Origin of the sequence: Pseudarthrobacter sp. ATCC 49987 (assembly GCF_009928425.1) — a bacterium.
In the GTDB taxonomy this organism is placed as follows: Bacteria; Actinomycetota; Actinomycetes; order Actinomycetales; family Micrococcaceae; genus Arthrobacter.
Genome location: NZ_JAABNS010000001.1, coordinates 2,253,650 through 2,279,257, shown reverse-complemented (window position 1 = coordinate 2,279,257; position 25,608 = coordinate 2,253,650). Strand labels below are relative to the sequence as shown.

General features: G+C 69.2%; 21 protein-coding genes. 15 read left to right on the top strand and 6 right to left on the bottom strand.

Going from position 1 to position 25,608, the window contains the following annotated elements:
• Positions 1-11: 11 nt before the first annotated feature.
• The 3 genes from GXK59_RS10685 to GXK59_RS10675 all read right to left on the bottom strand — a co-directional run bounded on the left by GXK59_RS10685 (position 12) and on the right by GXK59_RS10675 (position 6,371).
• Positions 12-3,986: a Pls/PosA family non-ribosomal peptide synthetase gene (locus GXK59_RS10685; protein WP_160666640.1), complete on the bottom strand. Its 3,975-nt coding sequence runs from the start codon at positions 3,984-3,986 to the stop codon at positions 12-14.
• A gap of 118 nt (positions 3,987-4,104) precedes the next feature.
• Entirely contained in the window at positions 4,105-5,070 is a 966-nt protein-coding gene (locus GXK59_RS10680) for a quinone oxidoreductase family protein (RefSeq protein ID WP_160666638.1), read from the bottom strand.
• A gap of 209 nt (positions 5,071-5,279) precedes the next feature.
• Positions 5,280-6,371, bottom strand: a complete 1,092-nt coding sequence (locus tag GXK59_RS10675) for a fatty acid desaturase family protein (protein ID WP_024367039.1) — start codon at positions 6,369-6,371, stop codon at positions 5,280-5,282.
• A 236-nt stretch (positions 6,372-6,607) separates the two neighbouring features.
• Here GXK59_RS10675 and argC point away from each other — a divergent pair, with 236 nt between their 5' ends.
• The 10 genes from argC to GXK59_RS10625 all read left to right on the top strand — a co-directional run bounded on the left by argC (position 6,608) and on the right by GXK59_RS10625 (position 16,872).
• Positions 6,608-7,639, top strand: a complete 1,032-nt coding sequence (gene argC, locus GXK59_RS10670) for an N-acetyl-gamma-glutamyl-phosphate reductase (protein ID WP_160666636.1) — start codon at positions 6,608-6,610, stop codon at positions 7,637-7,639.
• Positions 7,636-8,802 carry a bifunctional glutamate N-acetyltransferase/amino-acid acetyltransferase ArgJ gene (gene argJ, locus GXK59_RS10665; RefSeq protein ID WP_160666634.1) on the top strand — a complete coding sequence of 389 codons (1,167 nt, stop codon included), beginning with the start codon at positions 7,636-7,638 and terminating at the stop codon, positions 8,800-8,802. Before argC ends, argJ begins: the two co-directional genes overlap by 4 nt.
• A gap of 37 nt (positions 8,803-8,839) precedes the next feature.
• Positions 8,840-9,796, top strand: a complete 957-nt coding sequence (gene argB / locus GXK59_RS10660) for an acetylglutamate kinase (RefSeq protein WP_024367042.1) — start codon at positions 8,840-8,842, stop codon at positions 9,794-9,796.
• On the top strand, positions 9,793-11,163 hold the full coding sequence (locus GXK59_RS10655) for an acetylornithine transaminase (protein WP_237393856.1): 1,371 nt from the start codon (positions 9,793-9,795) through the stop codon (positions 11,161-11,163). The genes argB and GXK59_RS10655 overlap by 4 nt, the downstream gene beginning before the upstream one ends.
• A 32-nt stretch (positions 11,164-11,195) precedes the next feature.
• On the top strand, positions 11,196-12,185 hold the full coding sequence (gene argF, locus GXK59_RS10650) for an ornithine carbamoyltransferase (RefSeq protein WP_160669099.1): 990 nt from the start codon (positions 11,196-11,198) through the stop codon (positions 12,183-12,185).
• Positions 12,185-12,715 carry an arginine repressor gene (locus GXK59_RS10645; RefSeq protein WP_160666632.1) on the top strand — a complete coding sequence of 177 codons (531 nt, stop codon included), beginning with the start codon at positions 12,185-12,187 and terminating at the stop codon, positions 12,713-12,715. The genes argF and GXK59_RS10645 overlap by 1 nt, the downstream gene beginning before the upstream one ends.
• Before the next feature lie 47 nt (positions 12,716-12,762).
• Entirely contained in the window at positions 12,763-13,968 is a 1,206-nt protein-coding gene (locus GXK59_RS10640; protein ID WP_160666630.1) for an argininosuccinate synthase, read from the top strand.
• Between the two features lie 5 nt (positions 13,969-13,973).
• Positions 13,974-15,410, top strand: coding sequence for an argininosuccinate lyase (argH, locus tag GXK59_RS10635; RefSeq protein WP_160666628.1), 1,437 nt, complete (start codon positions 13,974-13,976; stop codon positions 15,408-15,410).
• A 137-nt stretch (positions 15,411-15,547) separates the two neighbouring features.
• Positions 15,548-16,078, top strand: coding sequence for a pyridoxine/pyridoxamine 5'-phosphate oxidase (locus GXK59_RS10630; RefSeq protein ID WP_160666626.1), 531 nt, complete (start codon positions 15,548-15,550; stop codon positions 16,076-16,078).
• A gap of 53 nt (positions 16,079-16,131) precedes the next feature.
• Positions 16,132-16,872 (top strand): maleylpyruvate isomerase family mycothiol-dependent enzyme, encoded by a 741-nt coding sequence (locus GXK59_RS10625; protein ID WP_160666624.1) that lies wholly within the window; start codon positions 16,132-16,134, stop codon positions 16,870-16,872.
• Between the two features lie 86 nt (positions 16,873-16,958).
• On the opposite strand, the gene GXK59_RS10620 is transcribed toward GXK59_RS10625, so the two are convergent.
• Positions 16,959-17,471, bottom strand: a complete 513-nt coding sequence (locus GXK59_RS10620; RefSeq protein WP_160666622.1) for a methylated-DNA--[protein]-cysteine S-methyltransferase — start codon at positions 17,469-17,471, stop codon at positions 16,959-16,961.
• Positions 17,468-18,997, bottom strand: coding sequence for an AlkA N-terminal domain-containing protein (locus tag GXK59_RS10615; RefSeq protein ID WP_160666620.1), 1,530 nt, complete (start codon positions 18,995-18,997; stop codon positions 17,468-17,470). Before GXK59_RS10615 ends, GXK59_RS10620 begins: the two co-directional genes overlap by 4 nt.
• A gap of 91 nt (positions 18,998-19,088) precedes the next feature.
• Between GXK59_RS10615 and GXK59_RS10610 the strand changes: the two genes are divergently transcribed.
• Positions 19,089-19,757 carry a DNA-3-methyladenine glycosylase gene (locus GXK59_RS10610; protein WP_237393855.1) on the top strand — a complete coding sequence of 223 codons (669 nt, stop codon included), beginning with the start codon at positions 19,089-19,091 and terminating at the stop codon, positions 19,755-19,757.
• Positions 19,758-19,810: 53 nt separating this feature from the next.
• Positions 19,811-20,413, top strand: coding sequence for a hypothetical protein (locus GXK59_RS10605; RefSeq protein ID WP_160666618.1), 603 nt, complete (start codon positions 19,811-19,813; stop codon positions 20,411-20,413).
• Positions 20,414-20,419: 6 nt separating this feature from the next.
• Here the strand turns inward: GXK59_RS10605 and GXK59_RS10600 are convergent, their stop codons facing one another.
• Entirely contained in the window at positions 20,420-21,037 is a 618-nt protein-coding gene (locus GXK59_RS10600; protein WP_160666616.1) for a GNAT family N-acetyltransferase, read from the bottom strand.
• Positions 21,038-21,210: 173 nt separating this feature from the next.
• Here GXK59_RS10600 and GXK59_RS10595 point away from each other — a divergent pair, with 173 nt between their 5' ends.
• From GXK59_RS10595 to tyrS, 3 genes are all read left to right on the top strand, one after another.
• A complete protein-coding gene (locus tag GXK59_RS10595) occupies positions 21,211-21,762 on the top strand; it encodes an adenine phosphoribosyltransferase (protein WP_202129206.1) in 552 nt (183 codons plus the stop codon).
• A 173-nt stretch (positions 21,763-21,935) separates the two neighbouring features.
• A complete protein-coding gene (locus tag GXK59_RS10590; protein ID WP_160666614.1) occupies positions 21,936-24,164 on the top strand; it encodes a HelD family protein in 2,229 nt (742 codons plus the stop codon).
• 110 nt (positions 24,165-24,274) lie between these two features.
• A complete protein-coding gene (tyrS, locus tag GXK59_RS10585) occupies positions 24,275-25,588 on the top strand; it encodes a tyrosine--tRNA ligase (RefSeq protein WP_160666612.1) in 1,314 nt (437 codons plus the stop codon).
• Positions 25,589-25,608 lie beyond the last annotated feature (20 nt).

Genomic DNA, 25,608 nt, shown 5'->3' with positions numbered 1-25,608 from the left:
GCGGGGCGGGGCTACTTCGGCTTGGGGGCAGGCACAGCCGGTCCGCCCCACGGGCTCACCGGATTGCCCATCCAGTACGTCGCGGCGGGCACCGTTTCACCCCGCATCACGAGGGATGCCGGGCCCACCGTGCCGCCCTTGCCGATCCGGGCCTGCGGAAGGATTACACCGTGCGGGCCCATCGTTGCCCCGTCATCGAGCGTAACAGTGTCGATGCTCATCACGCGGTCGTGGAAGAGGTGGGTCTGGACCACGCAGCCGCGGTTGACCGTGGAGTTCCGGCCCAGGGTCACGAGGTCCGCTTCGGGTAGCCAGTAGCTTTCGCACCACGTGCCGGCGCCGATCCTGGCGCCGAGGGCCCGGAGCCACCAGACCAGGGCCGGGGTCCCGGTGGCCGCACGGGCGAACCACGGGGCGCTGACCATTTCGATGAAGGTGTCCACTACCTCGTTGCGCCAGATGAAGGAACTCCACAGCGGATGCTCGCCGGGCCTGATGCGTCCCACGAGCAGCCATTTCGCCACTACGGCGCTGCCGGCCGCCACGGCGCCGGCGAGCAGGATCACGACGCCGCCCAGGAGCGCCGCGATGCCGTAATTGAAGACCGTGGCAAGCCAGTCGAAGGCGAGGAACACGCCGGCGGCGATCGCGACCGTCGCCACGACGGGGACAAAGCGGCACAGTTCCCACAGCGCGCGGGCGATCTTGAGCCTCAGCGGCGGCTGGTAGGTCCTGGTGTCATCGGAGGCGATGGCGGTGCGCCGGAGCCTGACCGGCGGGCTGCCCAGCCAGGACGTCCCGGACTTCGCCTTCGCGGGAGTTGCCGACAGCACCGCGACCAGGGAGTTCTTGGGCACATTGCGTCCCGCCGCGGTCATGCCGGAGTTGCCGAGGAAGGAGCGTTTGCCGATTTTCGCCGGGGCGATCCGCAACCAGCCGCCGTCGAGCTCATAGGAGGCCACCATGGTGTCGTCGGCCAGGAAGGCGCCCTCACCCACCGTGGTCATCTTGGGGATCAGCAGGACGGTCGAGGCCTCCACGTTCTTGCCGATCCTGGCGCCGAGCAGGCGCAGCCAGACCGGTGTGAAGAGGCTGGCGTAAAGGGGGAAGAGCAGGTCACGGGCCAGGTCCAGGACCCGTTCGGTGGCCCAGACCTGCCAGCCGATCCTGCTGCGCACCCGGTAGTAGCCTTCGGCCAGCCCCACACCGAGGAGACGGGTGGTGAGGAGGATCAGCACAAGGTTGGACAGGAACCAGGCCAGGGCCGCCGGCGGCAGGGACAGCAGGAGCTGCGGCAGTGCTGCGGTCAGCGATTCGCTGCCGCGGATGAAGCCAAAGACCACAAGGGCGGCGGCGGCGGCGGAGAGGTAGGGAATCAGGGCCAGGACGGCCGAGGCGGTCGCGAAGCCGGCAAACCAGAGCCGGCCGATCAGCGGGTGCTCGGGGGGAGTGTCCGGCCAGGAGTGTTTGGCCTTGCCCCGCCGCTCGGCCGGGGATCCGGCGACGAGTTGCCCGGACTTCACCTTGCCCAGCACGGCCGAGCCGGGTTCCACCTGGGCTCCGGCGCCGATCGTGGCGCCCGGCATCAGGGTACTGCGGGCACCGACCGTTGCGCCGGGGCCGATATGGATGGCGCCGATATGGACAATGTCACCGTCGATCCACCAGCCGGACAGGTCGACTTCCGGCTCGATATTGCAGCCGCTGCCGAGTGAGAGCAGGCCGGTGACAGGCGGCAGCGAGTGGAGCTGGACATTGTTGCCGATTGTGGCCCCGAGGGCCCGGGCGTAGTACGGCACCCAGGGGGCGCTGGCCAGGCTGACTGCGCCGGCCAGGTCCTGGATCTGTTCGGCCAGCCACAGGCGCAGGTGCACCCGGCCGGAGCGCGGGTAGGTTCCGGGCACCACCTTGCGGAGCAGCAGGCGGGCGGCGGCGATGGAGATCAGCATCCGCCCCAATGGGCTGACGAAGACGAGCCACGAGGCCGCGACCCACCACCAGGACACGGTGGGCGCCGCCGTGAAGCCGGCAAGGGAGGAGAGCAGATTGTTCGCCGCCATCAGGTAGGTCAGCCAGCGCATGCCCACCAGGAGGTGCAGCGGGACACCCATCAGGGTCTGGAAGACCTGTGACTTCCGGGCGGTCCGGCGGACCGTGCGCTCCGGGGCGGGCCCGGCCCCGCCCTCGGGCAGCGACTGGCGGGCGGTGTCGATGAGCGCCCCGACTCGGGGGGTGGCGTAGATGTCGGCCACCGTGACGGTGGGGTACCGCACGCGGAGGGCGGAGACAAGTTGCGCGGCAGCGAGGGACCCGCCCCCGTAGGCGAAGAAATCGGCGTCCAGGTTGGCCACGGAGCCGCCCAGCACCGCGCTCCACTGCTCGACGATCCAGGCAGCATCGTCCGGGAGGTTCAGCGGGGCCGCAGCGGCGTCGGCGGCGTCGGCGGCACCGGCCCCCGGCAGCGGCCACGGCAGTGCGTGCCGGTCCACCTTGCCGCTGGTCTTGGTGGGCAGCGAATCGACCACGGTCAGCAGCGGGATCAGCGGGGCCGGCAGGCTTTGGCCAAGGAGCTCCCGTGCCGCGGCCAGATCGAGATCCCGGCCACCGGCCGGGGCCAGGTACCCGACAAGAATCTGGTTTCCAGCCGCCGTCGTCTGCACGGTCGCGGCCGCGCCGGCAACATCCGGCAGCGACTGCAGGGCGGCGTCGATCTCACCCAGCTCAATCCGGCGCCCGCCGAGCTTGACCTGTTCGTCGGCGCGGCCCTGGAAGACCAGTCCCTCGGCTTCGTAGCGGACCAGGTCGCCGGAGCGGTAGGCGCGTGCCCAGCCCAGCGACGGCATGGGGGCATATTTCTCGGCGTCCTTCGCCGGGTCCAGGTACCGGGCCAGTCCGACTCCGCCGATGATCAGTTCGCCGATTTCCCCTTCTCCGACCGGCAGGGCGTTGGCGTCGACGACGGCGAGGTCCCAGCCGTCCAGCGGGAGGCCGATCCTGATGGGTCCGGGGCCGCCCAGCCTGGCAGCGCAGGCGACGACGGTGGCCTCGGTGGGGCCGTAGGTGTTCCAGACTTCGCGGCCTTCGACGGCCAGCCGCTCGGTGAGGTCCGGCGGGCACGCTTCGCCGCCGAAGATCAGCAGGCGGACGCTCTCGAGGGACTCCACGGGCCAGAGCGCGGCGAGGGTAGGCACCGTGGAAACGACGGTGATGCCGTGGCTGATCAGCCACGGACCGAGGTCCATGCCGGTCCGGACCAGGGCCCGCGGCGCCGGGACGAGGCAGGCGCCGTGCCGCCAGGCAAGCCACATTTCCTCGCAGGAGGCGTCGAAGGCCACCGACAGGCCGGCCAGGACGCGGTCCTGCGGGCCGATCGGATCGTCCTGGAGGAAGAGCCGGGCCTCGGCGTCGACGAAAGCGGCCGAGGATCGGTGCTGCACGGCGACGCCTTTCGGCGTTCCGGTGGACCCCGACGTGAAGATCACCCAGGCGTCGTCGTCCGGGCCGGGAAGCCGCGGGGCGGGGAACGGGAGGGGCCGCTGGCCCTCCGTCACAACCTCCCCGGCTCCGCGTAGCGTCCCGGCGATCCGTGCTTCGCCGAACACGAGCCTGGCACGCTCTTCCGGGTCGTCCGCGTCCACCGGGACATACGCCGCCCCGACCATCAGGATGGCCAGGATTGAGACATAGAGATGATTGGTGCCGGAGGGAATCCGCACGCCGATCTTGTCCCCGGCACCCAGGCCTGCGGCGTGCAGCTCCCTCGCCTTGGCCCTGACCGCCGCCACAAGCTGGGCGTAACTGAGCGACTGGTGGCCGTCGTCGAGCGCCGAGGCATCCAGAAAGCGCTCGGCCGTGTCCAGCAGGATGTCGACGAGGGTCCGTTCCGGCGGTGTGACCAGGGACCCTGAAAGCTGCGCCCCGAAGGCCGGGCTGACGGTGGCGGTGGCCTGCGAAAGGTCGCCGTTTGGGGGTTGGTGCTCAGTCACGGGGGAATCATCTCCGGCCTAGGTGAACGGAAGGTGTCCGCGGTCGCTTCGTGTTAATACTCCGCCTCTGTCCGGACGTGCGCACACTGTTACCTCCAGGGGTGTGCCCGGACCGGGCTCAGGGAACCAGGAGGACCTTGCCCGTGGTGCGCCGCTGCTCCAGGTCGTCGTGGGCCCGGGCGGCTTCCGCGAGGTCATAGCGGGCGCCAACCCGGACCTTGAGGCTTCCGTTGGCCGCCGCGGCGAACAGCTCGTCCGAGCGCCAGCGGCGCTCCTGGGCGTCGCGCAGGAAATGGGCGATCGTTGGCCGGGTCAGGTACAGCGAGCCCCCGGCGTTGAGCCGTTGCGGGTCGAACGGCGGCACGGGCCCGGACGCGGCGCCGAACAGCACGAGGGTGCCGCGGATGCGCAGGGAAGCGAGGGAGCCGTCGAACGTGTCCTTGCCAACGCCGTCGTACACGACGTCCGCGCCGGCCCCGTCAGTCAGTTCACGGACCCTGGCGGCGAAGCCGTCATAGCGCAGCACATGGTCCGCACCGGCCTCGCGGGCCAGTTGCTCTTTTTCATCGGTGGAGACGGTGGTGAGGACGCGCGCGCCCCTGGCCTTGAGCAGCTGGATCAGCAGGAGACCGACGCCGCCCGCTCCTGCGTGCAACAGGACGGTGTGGCCCGGCTCCACCTTGAAGGAGGAATTGATCAGATAATGCGCGGTGATGCCCTGCAGCGGCAGGGCGGCGGCGGTGAAGTCGTCCACGCCCTGGGGGACCGGCAGCGCTTTGTCCTCATCGATCAGGGCGTAGCCGGCGTAACAGTTGATGCCTTCAGCCGTGGCCACCCGGTCGCCGGGGGAGAACCCGGTCACGCCGTCGCCGAGTTCCTCCACGGTTCCCGAGGCCTCGGAGCCGGGGGTGAAGGGGTAGGCCACCTTGTAGCTGCCGCTGCGCTTGTAGGTGTCAATGAAGTTCACACCGACGGCGGCGACCTTGACGAGCAGCTGGCCGGGACCCGGAACCGGGCGCTCGACCTCTGCCGGTGTGAGAACCTCGGGGCCGCCTGCCTGGCGGGCGACGATTGCGTGCATCATGTGTATCCTTGCCTGGTCTGAAGGTGTTGGTCTGAAGGTGTTGGGCTGGGATTCCGGGCTGCGGGTTCCTGGCCCTCATCCTGCACCCATCCTAGGGACACCGGCGCCAACGACGAAGTGACGGCCGGTATCCGGCCGTCACTTCGGGTCAAACAGGAGTATCAGGGCCGCTGGCGAAACCCTCCGCGTTCGCGGAGCCGCCCGGCCGCCTAGAAGCGGCGGGTCACCGTGGCCATCGGGCACTCGAAGTGGCGCCCGGCGGAGAGGCCGACGTCGTTGAGGTAGCGGACGATGATGCCGTAGGACTGCAGCAAGGTGGTTTCCGTGTAGGGAACCTGGTGCTTCGCGCAGAACTCGCGGACGATCACGGCGGCCTTGTCGAGCTGGGGCCGTGCCATGTCCGGGAAGAGGTGGTGTTCGGCCTGGCGGTTGAGGCCGCCGAGCAGGATGTCCATGAAGCGGCCGCCCGAGATGTTCCGGGACGTCAGGACCTGGCGGCTGAAGAAGTCCACGCGGCTGTCCGCCGGCAGGACCGGCATGCCCTTGTGGTTCGGCGCGAAGGAAGCGCCCATGTAGAACCCAAAGACAGCGAGCTGGACCGCGATGAACGCGAGCGCCATGCCCCAGGGCAGGAACGTGAAGGCAAGCACCGGCAGGAGGCTGAGGCGGACCACGAGGATCGGGATTTCAACCCAGCGGTGCGTGACCTTGGCGCGCTGGAAGATGAACTTGATCGAATCGATCTGCAGGCCCAGACCGACGAGGAACAGCAGAGGGAAGAAGAGCCAGCCCTGCTTGCGCGTGAGGAACGAGAACCGGCCCTGCCGGGTGGCGGCGGCCTCCGGGAAGAATGCGATGGCGCCGGTGGCGATATCCGGGTCCTTGGAAATGACGTTCGGGTGGTTGTGGTGTGCGCCGTGCTTCTGCTCCCACCAGGAGTAGCTGATCCCGGCGACCGACGTGGCGAGCAGCCGTGCGGCCCAGTCATTGGCCCGGCGGGAGGCGAAGATCTGGCGGTGTCCGGCCTCGTGGGCCAGAAAGCTCAGCTGGGTGCAGAGGATGCCCAGGGCCGCGGCGATGAGGAGCTGGAACCAGCTGTCGCCGATGAGGGCAAAACCGAACCAGGTGGCCGTCATCAGGAGGACCAGGACGGAAAACACCGTGATGTAGAAGCCGACGCGGCGTTCGAGCAGGCCTGCGGCCTTGACGGTCTTAAGGAGTTCCGAATAGCTCAGGACGACGGCGTTGGGCTGGCGGACGCGCGATCTCGGGCGTTCCGGCGTAGCAGTGGTGGGGGTCATGGAGCGCGTGCCTCGTAACTGTTACGGGCAACGCTGCAGCCGACATTCGGACTGCACGGTCTGGATCACCCTTAACCAAGCATACGCCCCCGGCCAATCCCGGCCCCTCCCGGCCCGGCGCCTGCCGCGCACCGAACCGGGCGCCCGGCGGTAGGACAGGGCACGAGGACAAGGCACGCGGGATCGACTGCATAAATATCGGCATCTATGCATACTATTGCTGTATAGTTCTTGGTATGACTATTTCTGTTGCCGTCTCCGGCGCAAGCGGTTATGCCGGCGGCGAGGTGCTGCGGCTCCTCGCCGGCCACCCCGACGTCACGATCGGCGCCATCACGGCCCACAGCAACGCCGGTTCCAGACTAGGGGAATTGCAGCCGCATCTCCACGGTCTGGCCAGCCGTATCCTCGAAGACACGACGGTGGAGAACCTGGCCGGACACGACGTCGTGTTCCTGGCCCTGCCGCACGGTGCCTCCGCGGAGATCGCCGCGCAGCTGCCGGCCGGCACCGTCGTGATCGACGCCGGCGCCGACCACCGGCTGGAGGATGCGGCCGCGTGGGAGAAGTTCTACGGCTCCCCGCACGCCGGCACGTGGCCCTACGGACTGCCGGAACTTCCCGGCCAGCGCGAGGCGCTTCGCGGCGCCAAGCGGATCGCCGTCCCGGGCTGCTACCCGACGTCGGCCCTGCTGGCCCTCACCCCGGGCTTCAGCAACCACCTGCTCCAGGCCGACGACGTCGTTATCGTTTCCGCGTCCGGTACGTCCGGGGCCGGCAAAGCCGCCAAGGTCAACCTGATCGGCGCCGAGGTGATGGGCTCCATGAGCCCGTACGGTGTGGGCGGCGGACACCGCCACACGCCCGAGATTGAGCAAGGACTTTCGGCGGCCCTGAACGCCCCGGTCACCGTATCCTTCACCCCCACACTGGCCCCCATGAGCCGGGGCATCCTCACCACCGCGACGGCGAAGGTGCGTCCCGGTGTCACCGCCGAGGAACTCCGCCGTGCCTGGGCCGAGGCCTACGACGATGAGCCGTTTGTGCACCTGCTGCCCGAAGGCCGCTGGCCCTCCACCAAATCGGTCCAGGGATCCAACCACGCCGTGATGCAGCTGGCGCTCGACGGGCACACCGGCCGGCTGATCGTCACGTGCGCCATCGACAACCTGACCAAGGGGACCGCCGGCGGGGCCGTGCAGTCCATGAACATTGCCCTCGGCCTGGCGGAAACCGCCGGCCTCGATCTGCAGGGAGTTGCACCGTGAGCATCACCGCCCCCCAGGGGTTCCGCGCCGCCGGTGTCACCGCCGGCCTCAAGACCTCCGGCAACCCGGACCTTGCCCTCGTGGTCAACGACGGCCCCTCCAAGGCCGCCGCGGCCGTGTTCACCTCCAACCGGGTGGCCGCAGCCCCCGTGCACTGGTCCCGCGAGGTGGTCAAGGACGGCCGCGTGGACGCCGTCATCCTGAACTCCGGCGGTGCCAACGCCTGCACCGGGCCGCAGGGTTTCCAGAACACCCACACCACCGCCGAGAAGACCGCCGAAGCCCTCGGCCTCTCCGCCACCGACGTCTTCGTCTGCTCCACCGGCCTGATCGGCGAGCAGCTCCCGATGGACAAGATCCTCGCCGGGATCGGCGCCGCCAGCGCAGCGCTCAGCACCGACGGCGGATCCGGCGCCGCCACCGCCATCATGACCACGGACTCCGTGTCCAAGCAGGCCGTCTTCACCGGGGTCGACGCGGACGGCAAGGAATTCACCATCGGCGGCATGGCCAAGGGCGCCGGCATGCTCGCCCCCGGACTCGCCACCATGCTGGTGGTCCTCACCACCGACGCGGACGTCCAGCCGGACATGCTCGACGTCGTGCTCCGCGACGCCACCCGGGTCACCTTCGACCGGGCGGACTCGGACGGCTGCATGTCCACGAACGACACCGTGGTGCTGCTCGCCTCCGCAGCTTCCGGCGCCGTGCCGTCCGCCGTCGAGTTCGGCCGGGGCCTGGGCCAGGTCTGTGCGGAACTGGCCCGGAAGCTGATCGGCGACGCCGAGGGCGCCAGCCACGACATCGCCATCCGCACCTTCAACGCCGCCAGCGAAAAGGACGCCGAAGTGGTCAGCCGGGCCGTCGCCCGCTCCAACCTCTTCAAGACCGCGATCTTCGGCAAGGACCCCAACTGGGGCCGCGTGCTCTCCGCCGTGGGCACCACCGACGCGGCCTTCGAGCCCGACCAGCTCAACGTATCCATGAACGGCGTGCAGATCTGCCGCAACGGCAGCATCGGCGATGACCGCAGCCTCGTGGACCTGGAACCCCGGGAGGTGCTCGTCGAGATCGACCTCCAGTCCGGTGACGCCGAGGCCACCATCCTGACCAACGACCTCACCCACGAATACGTCCACGAAAACAGCGCCTACTCCAGCTAGGCCGTTCCGGGAGGGACGAGCAGTAAGGACGAACAGCATGAACACCCAGACCCGCGAGACCACGTCCATGTCCGATGCCCAGGGCAAAGCCGGCACCCTGATCGAGGCACTCCCCTGGATCCAGCGCTTCGCCGGCACCACCATGGTGATCAAGTACGGCGGCAACGCCATGGTCAACGACGAGCTCCGCCGCGCCTTCGCCGAGGACGTCGTCTTCCTTCACCACGTCGGCATCCACCCCGTGGTGGTGCACGGCGGCGGCCCGCAGATCAACGCCATGCTCAGCCGGCTCGGGATCGAATCCGAGTTCAAGGGCGGGCTGCGGGTCACCACACCCGAGGCCATGGACGTCGTCCGGATGGTCCTTACCGGCCAGGTCGGCCGCGAACTCGTGGGCCTGATCAACTCGCACGGACCCTACGCCGTCGGCATGTCGGGGGAGGACGGCGGACTGCTGCGCGCCGTCCGCACCGGCACGGTGGTGGACGGCGAAGAGGTGGACCTGGGCCTGGTCGGCGAAGTCGTCGGGGTGAACCCCGAAGGCATCCTGGACATCGTGGCGGCCGGCCGGATCCCGGTGATTTCGACGGTGGCACCGGAGATCTTCGATGACGGCAGCGGCGACCCGGGAGCAAAGCAGGCGCAGACCACCGGCCAGGTGCTGAACGTCAACGCTGACACCGCCGCTGCGGCCCTGGCGGAAGCACTCGGCGCCTCCAAGCTGGTCATCCTCACCGACGTCGAGGGACTCTTCGCCAACTGGCCGGACCGCTCCTCGCTGATTTCCTCGCTCACCGCGTCGGAACTGCGGGAGCTGCTGCCGCGGCTGGAGTCAGGCATGATCCCGAAAATGGAAGCCTGCCTCAAAGCCGTCGAAGGCGGCGTCGAACGCGCGCACATCGTCGACGGCAGGCTGCCGCACTCGATGCTGCTGGAAACCTTCACGACGGCGGGTATCGGCACCCAGGTCGTCCCGGACGAGGAAAACAAATGAACCAGATCGAAACTGCACCATCCACGGACCTCGAGCACTCCCCGGTGGGGGATGGGCCCACAGCGGCAGGGGTCCCCGACCGAGCTGGCGAGGAGGGGGAGCTGCTGGGGATTGTCCACTCGCACGCCACCGGCGCCCAATGGCTGGCCCGTTATGCGTCGTCGCTGCTTGGCGTCTTCGGCACCCCGCAGCGGGTCCTGGTCCGCGGCTCCGGCTGCCTCGTCTGGGACGCCGACGGCAAGGAATACCTGGACCTGCTGGGCGGAATCGCAGTCAACGCCCTGGGCCACGCGCACCCCTTCGTCACCTCGGTGATCTCCAGCCAGCTCGCCACCCTGGGCCACGTCTCCAACTTCTTCACGAGCCCCACCCAGATCGCGCTGGCCGAGAAACTGCTGGACATCACCAAGGCACCGGCCGGTTCCAAGGTGTTCTTCGCCAACTCCGGCACCGAGGCCGTCGAGGCCGCGTTCAAGCTGGCGCGCCGGAACACGGGCGCCAGCCAGGCCGCGGCAGCGGACAGCGCCAGCCCGGACAGCACAGGCAAACAGCGCACCAAGATCATCGCGCTCGAAGGCGCCTTCCACGGCCGCACCATGGGAGCCCTGGCCCTCACCGCGAAAGAAGTCTACAGGGCGCCGTTCGCCCCGCTGCCCGGCGGCGTCGTACACATCCCCTTCGGTGACATTGACGCGCTCCGGGCCGCGGTGGACGACACCACCGCCGCGGTCTTCCTCGAACCGATCCAGGGCGAGGCCGGTGTCCGGCCGCTGCCCGCCGGCTACCTGGCGGCCGCGCGGGAGGCCACGAGCGCCGCTGGTGCCCTGCTGATCCTCGACGAGGTCCAGACCGGCATCGGCCGCACCGGCAAGTGGCTGGCCAGCGAAGACGCCGGGATTGTGCCCGACGCCGTCACCCTCGCCAAGGGCCTCGGCGGCGGCTTCCCGATCGGCGCCCTCGTCACCTTCGGCCCGGAAACGTCCTCGCTGCTGACCGCCGGCCAGCACGGCACGACGTTCGGCGGCAACCCGGTGGCCACCGCGGCGGCCCTGGCCACCCTGCATGTCCTGGAGAACCAGCACGTGCTGGACCACGTCCGGGAGGTGGGGGAGCACCTGCGTGCAGGCCTCGCCGCGATCGACGGCGTCACCGAAGTACGCGGCGAGGGGCTCCTGGTCGGCTTCGACCTCGACGCCGACGTCGCCCCCGCAGTTGTCACCGCGGGACTCGACGCGGGCTTCATCGTCAACAGCCCCGGCCCGCACACGATCCGGCTCGCGCCGCCGCTGATCCTCACCACCGAACAGGCCGACCGCTTCCTCGCGGCAGTGCCCGCACTCCTCCGGACCGCAAAGGACGCCCAGTGACCACGCCCGACATTTCGACCGACATTTCGACCGTGACGTCGACCGCGACTTCGACCAGCCGGACCCGCCACTTCCTCAAGGACACCGACCTCACCCCGGCCGAACAGGCCGAGGTTCTGGACCTCGCCGTCCGGATGAAGGCCGCCCCCTACAGCGTGCAGCCTTTCGCCGCGGAGGGCAGCGGCCGCAAGACCGTCGCCGTGATCTTCGACAAGACCTCCACCCGGACGAGGGTCTCCTTCGCCACCGGCGTGGCCGACATGGGCGGCAACGCGCTCATCATCAACCCGGGCGAGGCTCAGATCGGGCACAAGGAGTCTGTCGAGGACACCGCCCGGGTCCTGGAGCGCATGGTGTCCACCATCGTGTGGCGCACCGGGGCCCACTCCGGGCTCGTCGCCATGGCCAGGAACTCCCGCGTGCCGGTCATCAACGCCCTGTGCGATGACTACCACCCCTGCCAGCTCCTCGCCGACCTGCTCACCATCAAGGAACACAAGGGCGACCTGGCAGGCCTCACCATGAGCTACCTCGGCGACGCCGCCAACAACATGGCCAACTCCTACCTGCTGGCCGGCGTCACCGCGGGCATGCACGTCCGCATCGCCGGCCCGGACGGCTACCTGCCGTCCCCGGAAATCATTGCGGCGGCCGAGGACCGGGCGGCGGAGACCGGCGGCTCGGTGCTGGTCACGGTGGACGCTGCCGAGGCGCTGCTCGGCGCCGACGTCGTCGCCACCGACACCTGGGTCTCCATGGGCCAGGAAGACGAGAAGGAAGCCCGGCTGCAGCTGTTCCGCGGCTACGCCGTGGACGAAGCGGCGATGAAGCTCGCGGCGCCGGACGCCGTCGTGCTCCACTGCCTGCCCGCCTACCGCGGCTACGAGATCGCCGCGGCCGTGATCGACGGCCCGCAGTCCATCGTCTGGGACGAGGCCGAGAACCGGCTGCACGCCCAGAAGGCCCTGATGGCCTGGCTGATGCACCGCTCCGGGCTCGCCGTTGTCGAAGGACTCGGATAGTGTCCGTCCAGCCTGCCTCCCCGGGGGCCAGCCCGGCCACCAAGACGGCCCGGCAGGCGCGCATCACCGCGATCCTCACCGGCGAGTCCGTCCGCTCGCAGGCGGAACTGGCGGCGCTGCTCGCGGACGACGGCGTCCAGGTCACCCAGGCCACGCTGTCCCGGGACCTCGTGGAGCTCGGCGCGGTCCGGGTGCGCGGGAAGGAAGGCGTCCTCGTCTACGCGGTGCCGGGGGAGGGCGGGGAGCGCGCGGCCAAGAGCGGCGTCACCCAGGAGATCCTCGATGCGAGGCTGGCCCGGCTCTGCGGCGAACTGCTGGTCACCGCCGAAGCGTCCGCGAACATCGTGGTGCTCCGGACCCCTCCGGGCGCGGCCAACTTCCTGGCCCTGGCGATCGACCACTCCGTGATGCCCTCCATTCTCGGCACCATCGCCGGGGACGACACCGTGCTGCTGGTCACCCGGGACCCCCTCGGCGGGGCTGACGTGGCCGCGCGGTTCCTGCAGCTGGCCGAAGAGGCCGTTCAATGAACTTGCACCAGACAACCAAGAACCCCAACAACTAAGGAGCATTTGAAGTGACTGAGCGTATTGTTTTGGCCTACTCCGGTGGCCTGGATACTTCCGTAGCCATCGGCTGGATCGGTGAAGCGACCGGCGCCGAGGTTATCGCCGTGGCGGTCGACGTCGGACAGGGCGGCGAATCGCTGGAGACGATCCGCCAGCGCGCCCTGGGCTGCGGCGCCGTCGAGGCCTACGTGGCCGACGCGTCCGACGAGTTCGCCAACGAGTACTGCATGCCCACGCTGAAGGCAAACGCCCTCTACCAGGGCCACTACCCGCTGGTCTCGGCGATCTCCCGCCCGGTGATCGTCAAGCACCTGGTCAAGGCCGCCCGCGAATTCGGCGCCACCACCGTGGCCCACGGCTGCACGGGCAAGGGCAACGACCAGGTCCGTTTCGAAGTCGGCATCCAGACCCTCGGCCCCGACCTGAAGTGCATCGCACCGGTCCGCGACCTCGCCCTGACCCGCGACAAGGCCATCGCCTTCGCCGAGGAAAAGGGACTGCCGATCGAGACCACCAAAAAGAACCCGTACTCGATCGACCAGAATGTCTGGGGCCGCGCCGTCGAAACCGGTTACCTCGAGGACATCTGGAACGCCCCCACGAAGGACATCTACGACTACACCGCGACGCCGGAATTCCCGCCGGCGCCCGATGAGGTCACCATCTCCTTCGAGGCCGGCGTGCCGGTCGCGATCGACGGCGTCAAGGTCACCCCGCTGCAGGCCATCAAGGAACTCAACCGCCGTGCCGGCGCCCAGGGCGTCGGCCGGATCGACGTCGTCGAGGACCGCCTTGTTGGCATCAAGTCCCGTGAAATCTACGAGGCGCCGGGAGCGATGGCGCTGATCACCGCGCACAAGCACCTCGAGGACATCACGGTCGAGCGCGAGCAGGCCCGCTTCAAGGCCACGGTCGGCCAGCGCTGGTCTGAACTGGTCTACGACGGCCAGTGGTTCTCCCCGCTCAAGCGGTCCCTCGACGCCTTCATCGAGGACACCCAGCGCTACGTCACCGGCGACATCCGCATGGTGCTGCACGGCGGCCAGGCGATCGTCAACGGACGCCGCTCCGAGACCTCGCTCTACGACTTCGACCTCGCCACCTACGACACCGGCGACACCTTCGACCAGTCGATGGCCCGGGGTTTCATCGAGCTGTGGGGCATGTCCGCCAAGGTTGCCTCCGGCCGCGACATCCGCGTCGCAGGAAAGTAGCCTCTGTGGCCGAGCAGGAAACCACCAAGTCCGAGGCGACCAACACGGGCGCACTGTGGGGCGGCCGGTTCGCCGGAGGCCCCGCGGACGCCCTCGCCGCGCTGAGCAAGTCCACGCACTTTGACTGGCGGCTGGCCCGCTACGACATCGCCGGGTCCAAGGCGCACGCGCGTGTGCTGCACAAGGCCGGGCTGCTCGACGACGCCGAGCTCGAGGGCATGCTCGACGCCCTGGGCCGGCTGGATGCGGACGTCGCCTCCGGCGCGTACACACCGGCGGAGTCGGATGAGGATGTGCACGGCTCGCTGGAACGCGGGCTCATCGAGCGCGCCGGGACCCAACTGGGCGGCAAACTCCGCGCCGGCCGGTCCCGCAACGACCAGGTGGCGACGCTGGGGCGGATGTTCCTGCGCGACCACGCCCGGATCATCGCCCGCGGTGTGCTCGCCACGATCGATGCCCTCGTGGGGCAGGCCAAGGCGCACCACGGCGTGGCCATGCCCGGCCGCACGCACCTGCAGCACGCCCAGCCGGTCCTGCTCAGCCACCACCTGCTGGCCCACGCCTGGGCGCTGCTGCGCGATGTGCAGCGGCTTCAGGACTGGGACAAGCGTGCCGGCGTTTCGCCGTACGGCTCCGGGGCCCTCGCGGGGTCCTCGCTGGGCCTGGACCCGGAGGCCGTGGCCGCGGAACTGGGCTTCTTCTCCGCCACGCACAACTCGATCGACGGCACCGCCTCCCGCGACGTCTTCGCCGAGTTCGCGTGGATCACCGCCATGATCGGCGTGGACCTGTCCCGGGTCTCGGAGGAAGTCATCCTCTGGGCGACCAAGGAGTTCTCCTTCGTGGCCCTGGACGATTCCTACTCCACGGGCTCCTCGATCATGCCGCAGAAGAAGAACCCCGACGTGGCGGAACTGGCCCGCGGCAAGGCCGGCCGGCTGATCGGCAACCTGACCGGGCTGCTGGCCACGCTCAAGGGCCTGCCGCTCGCGTACAACCGCGACCTGCAGGAGGACAAGGAACCGGTCTTTGACGCTGCCGACACCCTGGAAGTCCTGCTTCCGGCCGTCTCCGGCATGATCGCGACGCTGACGTTCAACACCGAGCGGATGGAGTCCCTGGCTCCGCAGGGCTTTGCGCTGGCCACGGACATCGCCGAATGGCTGGTCCGGCAGGGTGTCCCGTTCCGCGAGGCGCATGAGCTCTCCGGTGCCGCCGTGAAGCAGGCTGAAAGCCGCGGCGTCGAACTCTGGGACCTGACGGACGGGGAATACGCCGCCATCTCGGAGCACCTGACCCCGGAGGTACGCACGGTCCTGTCCACGGAAGGGTCGCTGAACAGCCGGAACTCCCAGGGTGGCACCGCGCCGGCCGCCGTCGAGCGCCAGCTGCTGGCCCTCGAGGGCGAGCTCGCCGGCGTCCGCGGGTACGCGGGCTAGTAACAAACGCTCTCTCACGTCCTGCAGCATTTCCGCCGACGCTCCCGCACTGCCTGCAGGAGCGTCGGCGGATTTGCTGCCAAAAGTGAGGGAGCGTGGTGTGTTTGCCGCCGAAAACTCCCCGCTAGCATTGCGGCATGAGCGAAACCTTCCGCCAATTGCTGCATGGCCTGCCCGATTTCCCTGATGTGCTCCCGGAGTTTGACCCGGCCGGCGCCCCCGCGGATCCCGCGGTGCTGTTCCGGCAGTGGCTCGGGGAGGCGCTGGACGCCGGCGTCCCGCAGCCCAATGCCTGCAGCCTTGCCACGGTGGACGGGCTCGGGGGTCCCTCCTCCCGGATGCTGATCCTGAAGGACCTCGACAACGACGGCTGGCACTTCGCCACGTCCCGAGCGTCGCGGAAAGGCCGGGAACTCGCGGCGAATCCGCAGGCGGCCCTGAACTTCTACTGGCAGCAGCAGGGCCGGCAGGTCCGCGTCGCCGGCGGCGTTGTGGAGCTCTCCGCGGCGGCGTCCGCGTCGGACTGGCATGCCCGGCCGGCCGCTGACGGCAGCGACAACCCGGACTGGCAGCTGTACGCCCTCCGGCCCCGCGAGATCGAGTTCTGGCAGGCCCGGCACGACCGCCGGCACATCCGCCACCGCTACGGCCCGGAGTCTTTCAGTTAATCCTCTTTCAGCTAATCCGGATGTATTCAGGGCGCTCGGTTAGGATGTTCGCCATGACCCCCATCACGCCGGAAAACCTCCTCGAAGAACTGCACCGCGCCGCCGGCGTCGTCGCCGGAATCACTGCCGCCTTGTCCGAAGAGGACGTCAAGGCGCCCTCGGAACTGCCGGGCTGGACGCGCGGCCACGTGCTGGCCCACCTGAGCGGCATCGCCAACGCGATGGCCCGCCAGCTGGAATTCGCCGCCCGGGGCGACAGCATCGAACTCTACGACGGCGGCTTCGAAGGCCGGACCCGCGCCATCGACATGGCAGCCGGACACACCCTGGCCGAACACCGTGCCGATGTGGACGCCGCCCTGGGCCGGGCCCTGCAGGATTTTGAAACGCTCGACGCCGCCGGCTGGCAGGTACCCATCAGCTACCGCGGGGGAGTCGTGCTCGATGGCGGGCTGGCCCTCTGGCGCGAACTCACCATCCACGCCACCGACCTCGGCACGGGCCGCGGCCCGGAAACCTGGAGCCGGGCCTTCTGCGAGCACCTCTTCGAGTTCCTGGCCGCGCGCGTGCCGGAGGGGGAGCGGTTCGTCCTCCAGCCGCTCGGCCTGCCTGCCGTGGCCATCGGGGCCCCCGGCGGCCGGTCGACGGCCATCAACGGGATGCTGACCGACATCGCGGCCTGGCTCGCCGGACGCACGCCGACCCTCGGCAGCCTGCGCGCCACTGCGGCGGCCGACGGCGTCGACCTCCCCGCGCTGCTGCCGTGGCCGGCCGGGGTGCCCGCCACCCGCTGAGACCTCCGCCGAGGTGAGATTTCGCGCCCATGATCCTTCACGACATGGGCGCGAAATCTCACCTCGGCGCCGTCTAAGGGCCGGCGCTACTTCACGGCGGGGGCCAGCTGGCGTTCCCGGTCCAGGAGGCTCTCCTTGATAGCCAGCCCCCAGCGGAAGCCGCCCAGGCTGCCGTCGGTGCGGATGACACGATGGCAGGGTACGAAGAGCGCCGCCGCGTTGAAGGCACAGGCGCTGGCCGCGGCGCGCACGGCCTTCACGTTTCCGGACAACTCCGCGTATTCGGTGTAGGTCACGGGGTGTCCCGGCGCGACGGTGCGGAGCATGTCCCAGGCATGGCCGCGGAACGGACCCGACTTCTGCAGCACAGGCACCCCCATCGCCGGTTCGGGGTTACCGGCGTAAAACTCCTCGACGGCGTCCGAGATGGCGCCCAGCCCTGTGACGGTTTCGTATTCACCGGGCAGCAGGTCCGCGTGGATCTGCCCGGTCAGCTCGCCGGGAACGGCGGTCCACCCTGAGGCAAGCACAGACCCGCCCCGGGCAATGATGGTGAAGGGGCCGTCCGGGGTGGACATGGTCAACAACTGGGCTTTCATGATTTCACTTTCTTCGGAGGAGCGGACGGCCTGCGCGCCGTGGCCTGGGCGGCGGCCGCCGCGCGCCACAGGTGCATCGTGGCATAGGAGCGCCAGGGACTGAGCTCACGGAAGTCAGGACTCAGGGGGGCTTCGGCGGACACGGCCGCGCCGCCAGTATCCACGGCGAGCGCGCGGATGCCATTGCGCACCGCCGCATCGTTGGCCAGGAAGACATCAGGGGCGCCGATCACCCGCATCGCCACATAGCCAACCGTCCACGGCCCGACGCCGGAAAGGGGCAGAAGTTTGGACTCCAGCCCGGGCAGGTCATCGCCGTAGCCGAAGTCGAGCGCTCCCGACGCCATTGCGGCGGCAGCGCCCCGGACCGAGCCGATGCGGCGTTGCGGGCCGCGGAGCAGCTGGAACCCGGTTTCCGCAATTTCGGCCGCGGTCGGGAAGATCCGGTCCAGGCCGTCGGCCGGAACCAGGCTCCCGCTCCCGGCGGCGGACAGTTGGACGAGCGCGGTCCGGGCCGCGGCGACGGTGATCTGCTGGCCGATCATGGCCCGGATCAGCAGCTCCTGCGGGTCGACGGCGCCCGGCATCCGCATGCCCGGCGTAGCAGCGACGCTGGCTGCCAGCCGCGGATCGGACCCCAGCGCAGCGTCGATGGCGACGGGGTCGGCGTCGAGATCCAGCAGCCGGCGGACCCGGCTGAGCAGGGAGGGCAGGTCCCGGAGGTCGACGGCGCCGATGGTCAGCACCAGCGGGCGGCCCGCTGTACCGGCGTCGTAGTCCACCCGGAAGCGGGCGTCGCCGTGGGCCAGGCGAAGGGTCCGGGCATAGGAGGTCGACGAGCCTTCCTCGATGCCGGGGATGGCCCGGACCGCGAGGAAATTGAAGACCCCCGGATCGAACGGCTCGCGGTATGGCAGGTTCAGGGTCAGGGCTGTCGACGACACGGCGGTCACGGCAGGCGACCGGTGGTGCCGGGCGGTGGCCCGCAGCGCCGAGGGGGTCATGGCGAAGACCTCGCCGATCGTCTCGTTGAACTGGCGGACGCTGCTGAAGCCGGCCGCGAAGGCAATGTCGGCGGCCTTCATGGAGGTGGAGACGAGCAGGGTGCGGGCGGTCTGGGCCCGGCTTGCCCTTGCGAGGGACAGCGGTCCCGCGCCGAGTTCGTGGCTCAGGATCCGGTTGAGCTGCCGCGAGGAGTACCCGAGGCGGGCGGCGAGCCCTTCCACGCCGTCGCGGTTGATCACCCCGTCGTTGATCAGCCGCATGGCCCGCCCGGCGATGTCCGAGCGGAGGTTCCAGGCAGGCGTGCCGGGGACGGCCTCGGGCAGGCAGCGTTTGCAGGCCCGGTAACCGGCGTCGTGCGCGGCAGCGGAGGTTTCGTAGAACGAGACGTTCCCCGCCTTGGGGGTCCGGGCCGGGCATGACGGCCGGCAGTAGATGCCCGTGGTGCGGACGGCGGTGTAGAACTGCCCGTCGAACCGGGTGTCCCGGGCATCGATTGCCCGGTAGCGCTGCCAGAAGTCCATGACTTCATCCTGCCAGCTTCACGGTACTGCTGCTAGCGGAAATCGGACACGGCCGTGGAGGGGGATCCGGATGGTTTGTTAAAGTCGGAGCATGAGTATGACGCCTCCGGCCAGCGTGCCCGGCAGTGGACTCTCTGCCGGCGGGCTCCGGGAGCTCCTGTCCGCAGACGCCCGGCAGGTGGCGCCGCTGCTGCTCGGCGCAGTGCTGACGCACGAGGGGCGCGACGGCCTGGTGTCCGTGCGGATCACCGAGGTGGAGGCCTACCTGGGCCCGCACGACTCACCGCACCCGGATCCCGGCTCGCACACTTTCCGCGGCGCCACCGCCCGCAACGCCCCGATGTTCGGCCCGGCCGGCCATCTGTACGTCTACTTCACCTACGGCATGCACCACTGCGCCAACATCGTGTGCGGGCCGGCGGGGGTGGCCTCCGCCGTGCTGCTGCGGGCCGGCGAGATCGTGGCCGGGGAGGACCTGGCACTCACCCGGCGGCCGACGTCGAAGGCCTCCACGGACCTGGCAAGCGGCCCTGCCCGGCTCGCCACCGCGCTCGGCATCACGACGGCGGACAGCGGCCGGGACGCGCTCGGGGCCCCGTTCCGGCTGGAACTCCCGGCGCTCCAGGCCGTGGACGTCAGCGCCGGACCACGCGTCGGTGTCTCCGGCGCAGGGGGCACCCACGACTACCCGTGGCGCTTCTGGCTGAACGGCGACCCGACCGTCTCGCGCTACAAGGCGGCGAAAGTGCGCCCGGGCTAGCGGCCGCGGCGGTGGTTCCCTGGCATCCGGTCGCGGGGGGATGATGAGTTCTTATGGGTGAGGGCAAGCGGGGCAAGCCGCGCAGCGAGCTCGAACGGCTTGAGATCTTTGAGCAGCTGGCCGCCGAGTACTTCCGCGTGGTCGAGCTCTTCCGGCCGGATGGCGGGCCGGTCCCGATGGACTCCCTCGAGGGGGAGCGCCGGCGTTGGATGGAACTTTTCCGGGCAGCCCTGTTGCGCAAGTTCATCGTCCGTGACGAACACGTGTCCCTCAAGCTCGTGGTGCGGGCCCTCCGCCTGTGCAACTACACGGCAGACCCCCTGCTCGTGGAGGCGACCGAGGCAGTGGCCGGCATGTTCACCCCTGAGATGGTCCAGGGACGACGGCACGTGACGCCGGAACCGGCCCCGGATCATGGCCGTGACACTTTCGAGGACGTCCTCTACGGGCGGCTTCTGCACGGCGATGCCGACCGGTTCCACCGCTCGGCATGGGCACAGGACAACAATCGCCTCAGTGCCGCGGCGGCCCAACGGTTCGACGCGGAGCAAGCGCTCCGCACAGCGCTCGACGTCGTGAGGTACGCATTCGCGAACGGCCTCCTGCGCTCTCCCGCTGTGCCGACGGACGACGCCGGGCCCCCGGCGGAGACCTAGGGAGTTTCAGGACGCGGCGAGGGTGGGGACCGCGCCCTCGGCTCCGAGGGCGAACGGGGCAAGGCGGCGCCGGAGGTCTTCGCGCGTGTGCGGCCACTCCTGCGAGAGGATCGAGTAGACGGCGGTGTCAGCGCGGCCCCCGCAGGGCGCCGCGCGGTGGCCGCGGAGGACCCCCTCGAAGCGGGCGCCGAGCCGTTCGATCGCCGTCGCGCTCCGGGTGTTGCGGGTGTCGCAGCGGAACGCCACCCGGTGGACTGCCAGGACGTCAAAGGCGTGGGCCAGGAGCATGTGCTTGCTGGCAGGGTTGACGTGGCTGCCCCAGAACTGCCGCCCGAAGAACGTCCCCCCGATTTCGAGGCGCTGTTGGGTCGGGACGAAGTCACGAAGGGAGGTGGTGCCCAGGAGGGCGCCGGTCCGGCTGTCCGTCACAGCGAAGGCGATGGTGGCGGGATCATCCAGCCGGGACTGGAACAGTGCTGCCAGCTCGCCAACCGTCCCGGGCAGCGGGGCGGCCATGCCCGCCCACATGCAGGGATCCACAAAATCAAAGAGACCTTCCGCGTGGTCCGGGGCGAGCGGAACCAGGTGCACCCCGTGGCCGGAGAGGACGATGTCGTGTCGCATTGGAGCATTCAATCACCGCCGGAGTGGACGGAGCGGTCGAATCCGGCGCCGCTGAAATGAACATTTGCTGACTGCCAGGTTGCCGGGGATCAAGCGGACGTGCCGGACGCCGCAGGACCAGCCAGTAAGGTTGACGGGTGAATCCCAGCGAGCTCCACCAGACCACGATGACCATGAATGAGACCACCGCGGATGAGACCGCCGCGCAGGTGGCCGGGCTGATCAGCAGCCTGTGCGCCACCATCCCCGACTACCCCAAGCCCGGCATCGTCTTCAAGGACCTGACCCCCGTCTTCGCCGACGGCGCGGCACTGAAGGCTGTCGTGAACGCCCTGGTGGCGCCCTTCACGGGCCAGTTCGACGCCGTCGCCGGGGTGGAGGCCCGCGGCTTCCTGCTCGCTGCCGCTGCCGCGTACGCCACCGGCACGGGCGTCATCACCGTCCGCAAGGCCGGCAAGCTGCCGCGGGAAGTGGTCTCCGAGGACTACGCCCTCGAATACGGCAACGCCACCCTGGAGCTGCACACCACCGACCTCGCTCCCGGCAGCCGCGTCCTGATCCTCGACGACGTCCTCGCCACGGGGGGCACGCTCGGCGCCGCCGTGCGTCTGTTCGAACGCTGTGGCGTGGAGGTCGCCGGTGTGGGTGTGGTCATGGAACTCGGCGACCTCGGTGGCCGCTCGGCCCTCGGTGGCCACCGGGTCAGCTCACTGCTGCGCCTATAACCCGTTCCCTGCCGGGTTCCCTGCCGCGCCAGCAGGTCGGGGCGTGCCTCCGGGAAGCAATGGACGATTGCGTTTTGCTGGGTAGAATGCCTGCAAAAACTGGCATGTGCCAGTGGGGAGACCGAAATGGTTGTAGAATGGTTGGTCTGTCTTTTTCGATAGGGGAACGTTCGATGCACGACGCTGATTTGGCCCATGAACGCGACTATGTGGCCGGACTTTACGCCCGGCTGGATGAGCTGCGGGCGGAAAAGCGCGCCCAGCTGGCGCAGGTACGGCGCGCCGGTGCGGTGGGCACCATGCAGAACGTCTCCGAGCGGGACGCGTTCGCGGCACTGTACGAGGACCGCCTCGCCCAGCTCGACGCCGTCGACGACCGGCTGGTGTTCGGCCGCCTCGACCTCGACTCCGGGGAGGCCCAGTACATTGGCCGCATCGGCCTGACCACTGAGGACCTCCAGCGCCTCATGCTGGACTGGCGCGCGCCGGAAGCCGGCCACTTCTACCAGGCCACAGCGTTCGACCGGCAGGGTGTACGCCGCAGGCGCCACCTCATCCTGCAGGGCCGCGAGGTGAAAGCGATCGAGGATGACGTCCTCGACGCCGACCTGCTCGCCGACAACGACTCCCTCCAGGGCGAGGGCGCGCTGCTGGCAGCCCTGAATTCCAAGCGGACCGGACGGATGTCAGACATTGTCGGGACCATCCAGTCCGAGCAGGACCGGATCATCCGCTCCTCGATCTCCGGCGCCCTCGTGGTCCAGGGTGGTCCCGGCACCGGCAAGACCGCCGTCGCGCTGCACCGCGCCGCCTACCTGCTCTACACCCACCGGGACCGGCTCAAGACCGCCGGCGTCCTGCTCGTGGGACCGTCGTCGTCGTTCATGAAGTACATTGAGCGCGTGCTGCCGTCGCTCGGTGAAACCGGCGTCGTGATGGCGAGCGTTGGCCGCCTGATGCCCGGTATCCATGCGGTCGCCGAGCCCGAGTCCGAGGTCGCGGCCATCAAGGGGCGGCTGGACATGGCCGAGGTCGTGGCGAACGCCGTGGCCAACCGGCAGCGCATACCGGCCGAAAACCGCGTCCTCGAAGTCGACGGACGCAAACTTCTCCTGACTCCCCGGCAGGTCCGCCGCGCCAGGGACAGGGCCCGTTCCACCGGCAAGCCGCACAACGAGGCCCGTGTCTCGTTCGTGAAGATCCTGCTGCGCGAACTGACCGAGCAGATGACGGAACTTGTCGAAGCCGGCAGCATCGGCAACAACGCCGACCGCTCGTACCTGGCCGAGGATGTCCGCTCCGCCCGGGACGTCCGCATCGCCCTGAACCTATGCTGGATGCCGATGACGCCGGAGAAGCTCATCGGTGAACTCCTGAGCAAGCCCGCGATCCTGGAAGCCTGCACCCCGGATCTCAGCCCGGCCGAGCGTCAACTGCTGCTCCGGCCCGCCGATGCTCCCTGGACCGAAGCCGACGTTCCGCTGCTCGACGAGGCCGCCGAGCTCCTCGGCGAACTCGACGCCGCCGCCGGCAGGGGACTGGCCCAACAGGAAAACGACCGCGCCCGCGACCTCGCCAATGCCAAGCAGACTCTCGTCAACATGGAAACCGCCGGCGTGGACGTCCTGATCTCCGCGGAAGAGCTCGTGGACCAGAACCAGGAACGCGAAGCCCGGCTCACCGCAGCCGAGCGTGCCACAACGGACCGCAGCTGGGCGTTCGGCCACATCGTGGTGGACGAGGCCCAGGAGCTTTCGCCGATGCAGTGGCGCCTGCTGGTCCGCCGCTGCCCGCTGAAGTCCTTCACCATCGTGGGCGACATCGCCCAGACAAGCTCCGTGGCCGGCGCCAATTCCTGGCAGGGTGCGCTGGCGCCCATGTTCGGGGACCGCTGGCAGCTCGAGGAACTCACGGTCAACTACCGCACGCCCTCCCAGATTGCCGAGGCGGCCGCCCGGATGGCAAACGCAGCGGGACTGGTCGTCTCCGCGCCGAAGGCTGTCCGAGAAGGCCGCTGGACGCCGGTGATCGACCGCGTCGAGCCCGGCCAGATCATCAGCAAGCTCGTGGAGGTCCTGCCGCAGGAACTTGAGGCGCTGGAGGGCGGTCTGCTGGCGGTAATTGCCGACGGCGATCTCCTCCCGGCGGCCACCGCGGCGCTGCGCGCCGTCTACGGCCGCCGCGTCGGCACCGATGCCGGCAGCTACGTGCAGGACATTGTGGTCATCAGCCCCCGCGAGGCCAAGGGCCTGGAGTTCGACGGCGTTGTGGTGCTGGAGCCCTCTGCCATGCTCAACCATGAGCACGGCCGTGTCGGCGACCTGTACGTCGCCATGACCCGGCCCACCCAGCGGCTGCGGCTCATCGCCGCCGCCGGGGTGCCGGCCGGCATCGAAGAGTAGGACCTGCGGCCCGGCGGCAGCCGCCCGCCGCCCGGCGCCTGCCGTCCGGCGGCGGGTCGGCTGACGGTCACACGCGCTGAGGGTGCCCTGATCCTGCTAACTTAGATTCCGTGTCCCAGCTAAATGATCTCCGTTCCCAGCAGAATGACCCCAGCTTCGCCAACGTCTGGCAGGAGCTGAAATGGCGAGGCCTGGTCCACGTCTCAACGGATGAGGCGGAGCTGGAAAAGCTGCTCGCCGGTGATCCCTCAACGTATTACTGCGGCTTCGATCCCACCGCACCGAGCCTGCACCTGGGCAACCTGGTCCAGCTCCTGCTGATGCGCCGGATCCAGCTCGCCGGCCACAAGCCCCTCGGTCTTGTCGGCGGCTCCACCGGCCTGATCGGAGATCCGCGCCAGACCGCCGAACGTGTGCTCAACACCCCCGAAACCGTCGCGGAATGGGTCGGAAAACTGCAGGCGCAGGTCCAGCGTTTCCTCAGCTTCGAGGGCGACAACGCGGCCCGGATGGTCAACAACCTCGACTGGACCGCGCCACTAAGTGCCATCGACTTCCTGCGGGGGATCGGCAAACACTTCCGCGTCGGCACCATGATCAAAAAAGACATTGTTGCCAACCGCCTGAATTCCGATGAGGGCATCAGCTACACGGAGTTCAGCTACCAGATCCTCCAGGGTATGGACTACCTTCAGCTTTTCCGCGACTACGGCTGTGTCCTGCAGACCGGCGGTTCGGACCAGTGGGGCAACCTCACCAGCGGCACCGACCTCATCCGCAAGGTCGAGGGCAAACACGTCCACGCACTGGGGACGCCCCTCATCACCAACTCCGACGGCACGAAGTTCGGCAAGAGCGAGGGCAACGCCATTTGGCTGGATCCGGAGATGTGCAGCCCGTATGCCTTCTACCAGTTCTGGCTCAACACGGCGGACAGCGATGTAGCGGCACGCCTGAAGGTCTTCACGTTCCTCAGCCGGGCCGAGATCGAGGCCCTCGAGGTCGCGGTTGCCGAGCGGCCGTTCGCCCGCGAGGGACAGCGCAAACTTGCCTACGAAGTCACCTCCCTCGTGCACGGGGTGGACGCCACCGAAAAGGTCATCGCCGCCTCCGCTGCCCTGTTCGGGAACGGCGACCTTACTGTCCTGGACGAGGCGACGCTCAAGGCGGCCACGTCCGAACTGCCGTCGGCCACGGTCGATGCGGCCGGCTTGGGCATCATCGACCTGCTCGTGGCAACCGGCCTCTCCGAGAGCAAGTCCGCCGCCCGCCGCACCGTGGGGGAGGGCGGGGCCTACGTCAACAACGCCAAAGTGTCCGATCCTGACACCCTGATCGAACGCGGCCAGCTGCTTCACGGCCGCTATCTGCTGCTGCGCCGGGGCAAGAAAAACCTGGCCACCGTGGAAGTCAGCGCGTCTTAACGCGACACCCCGCGTCATCT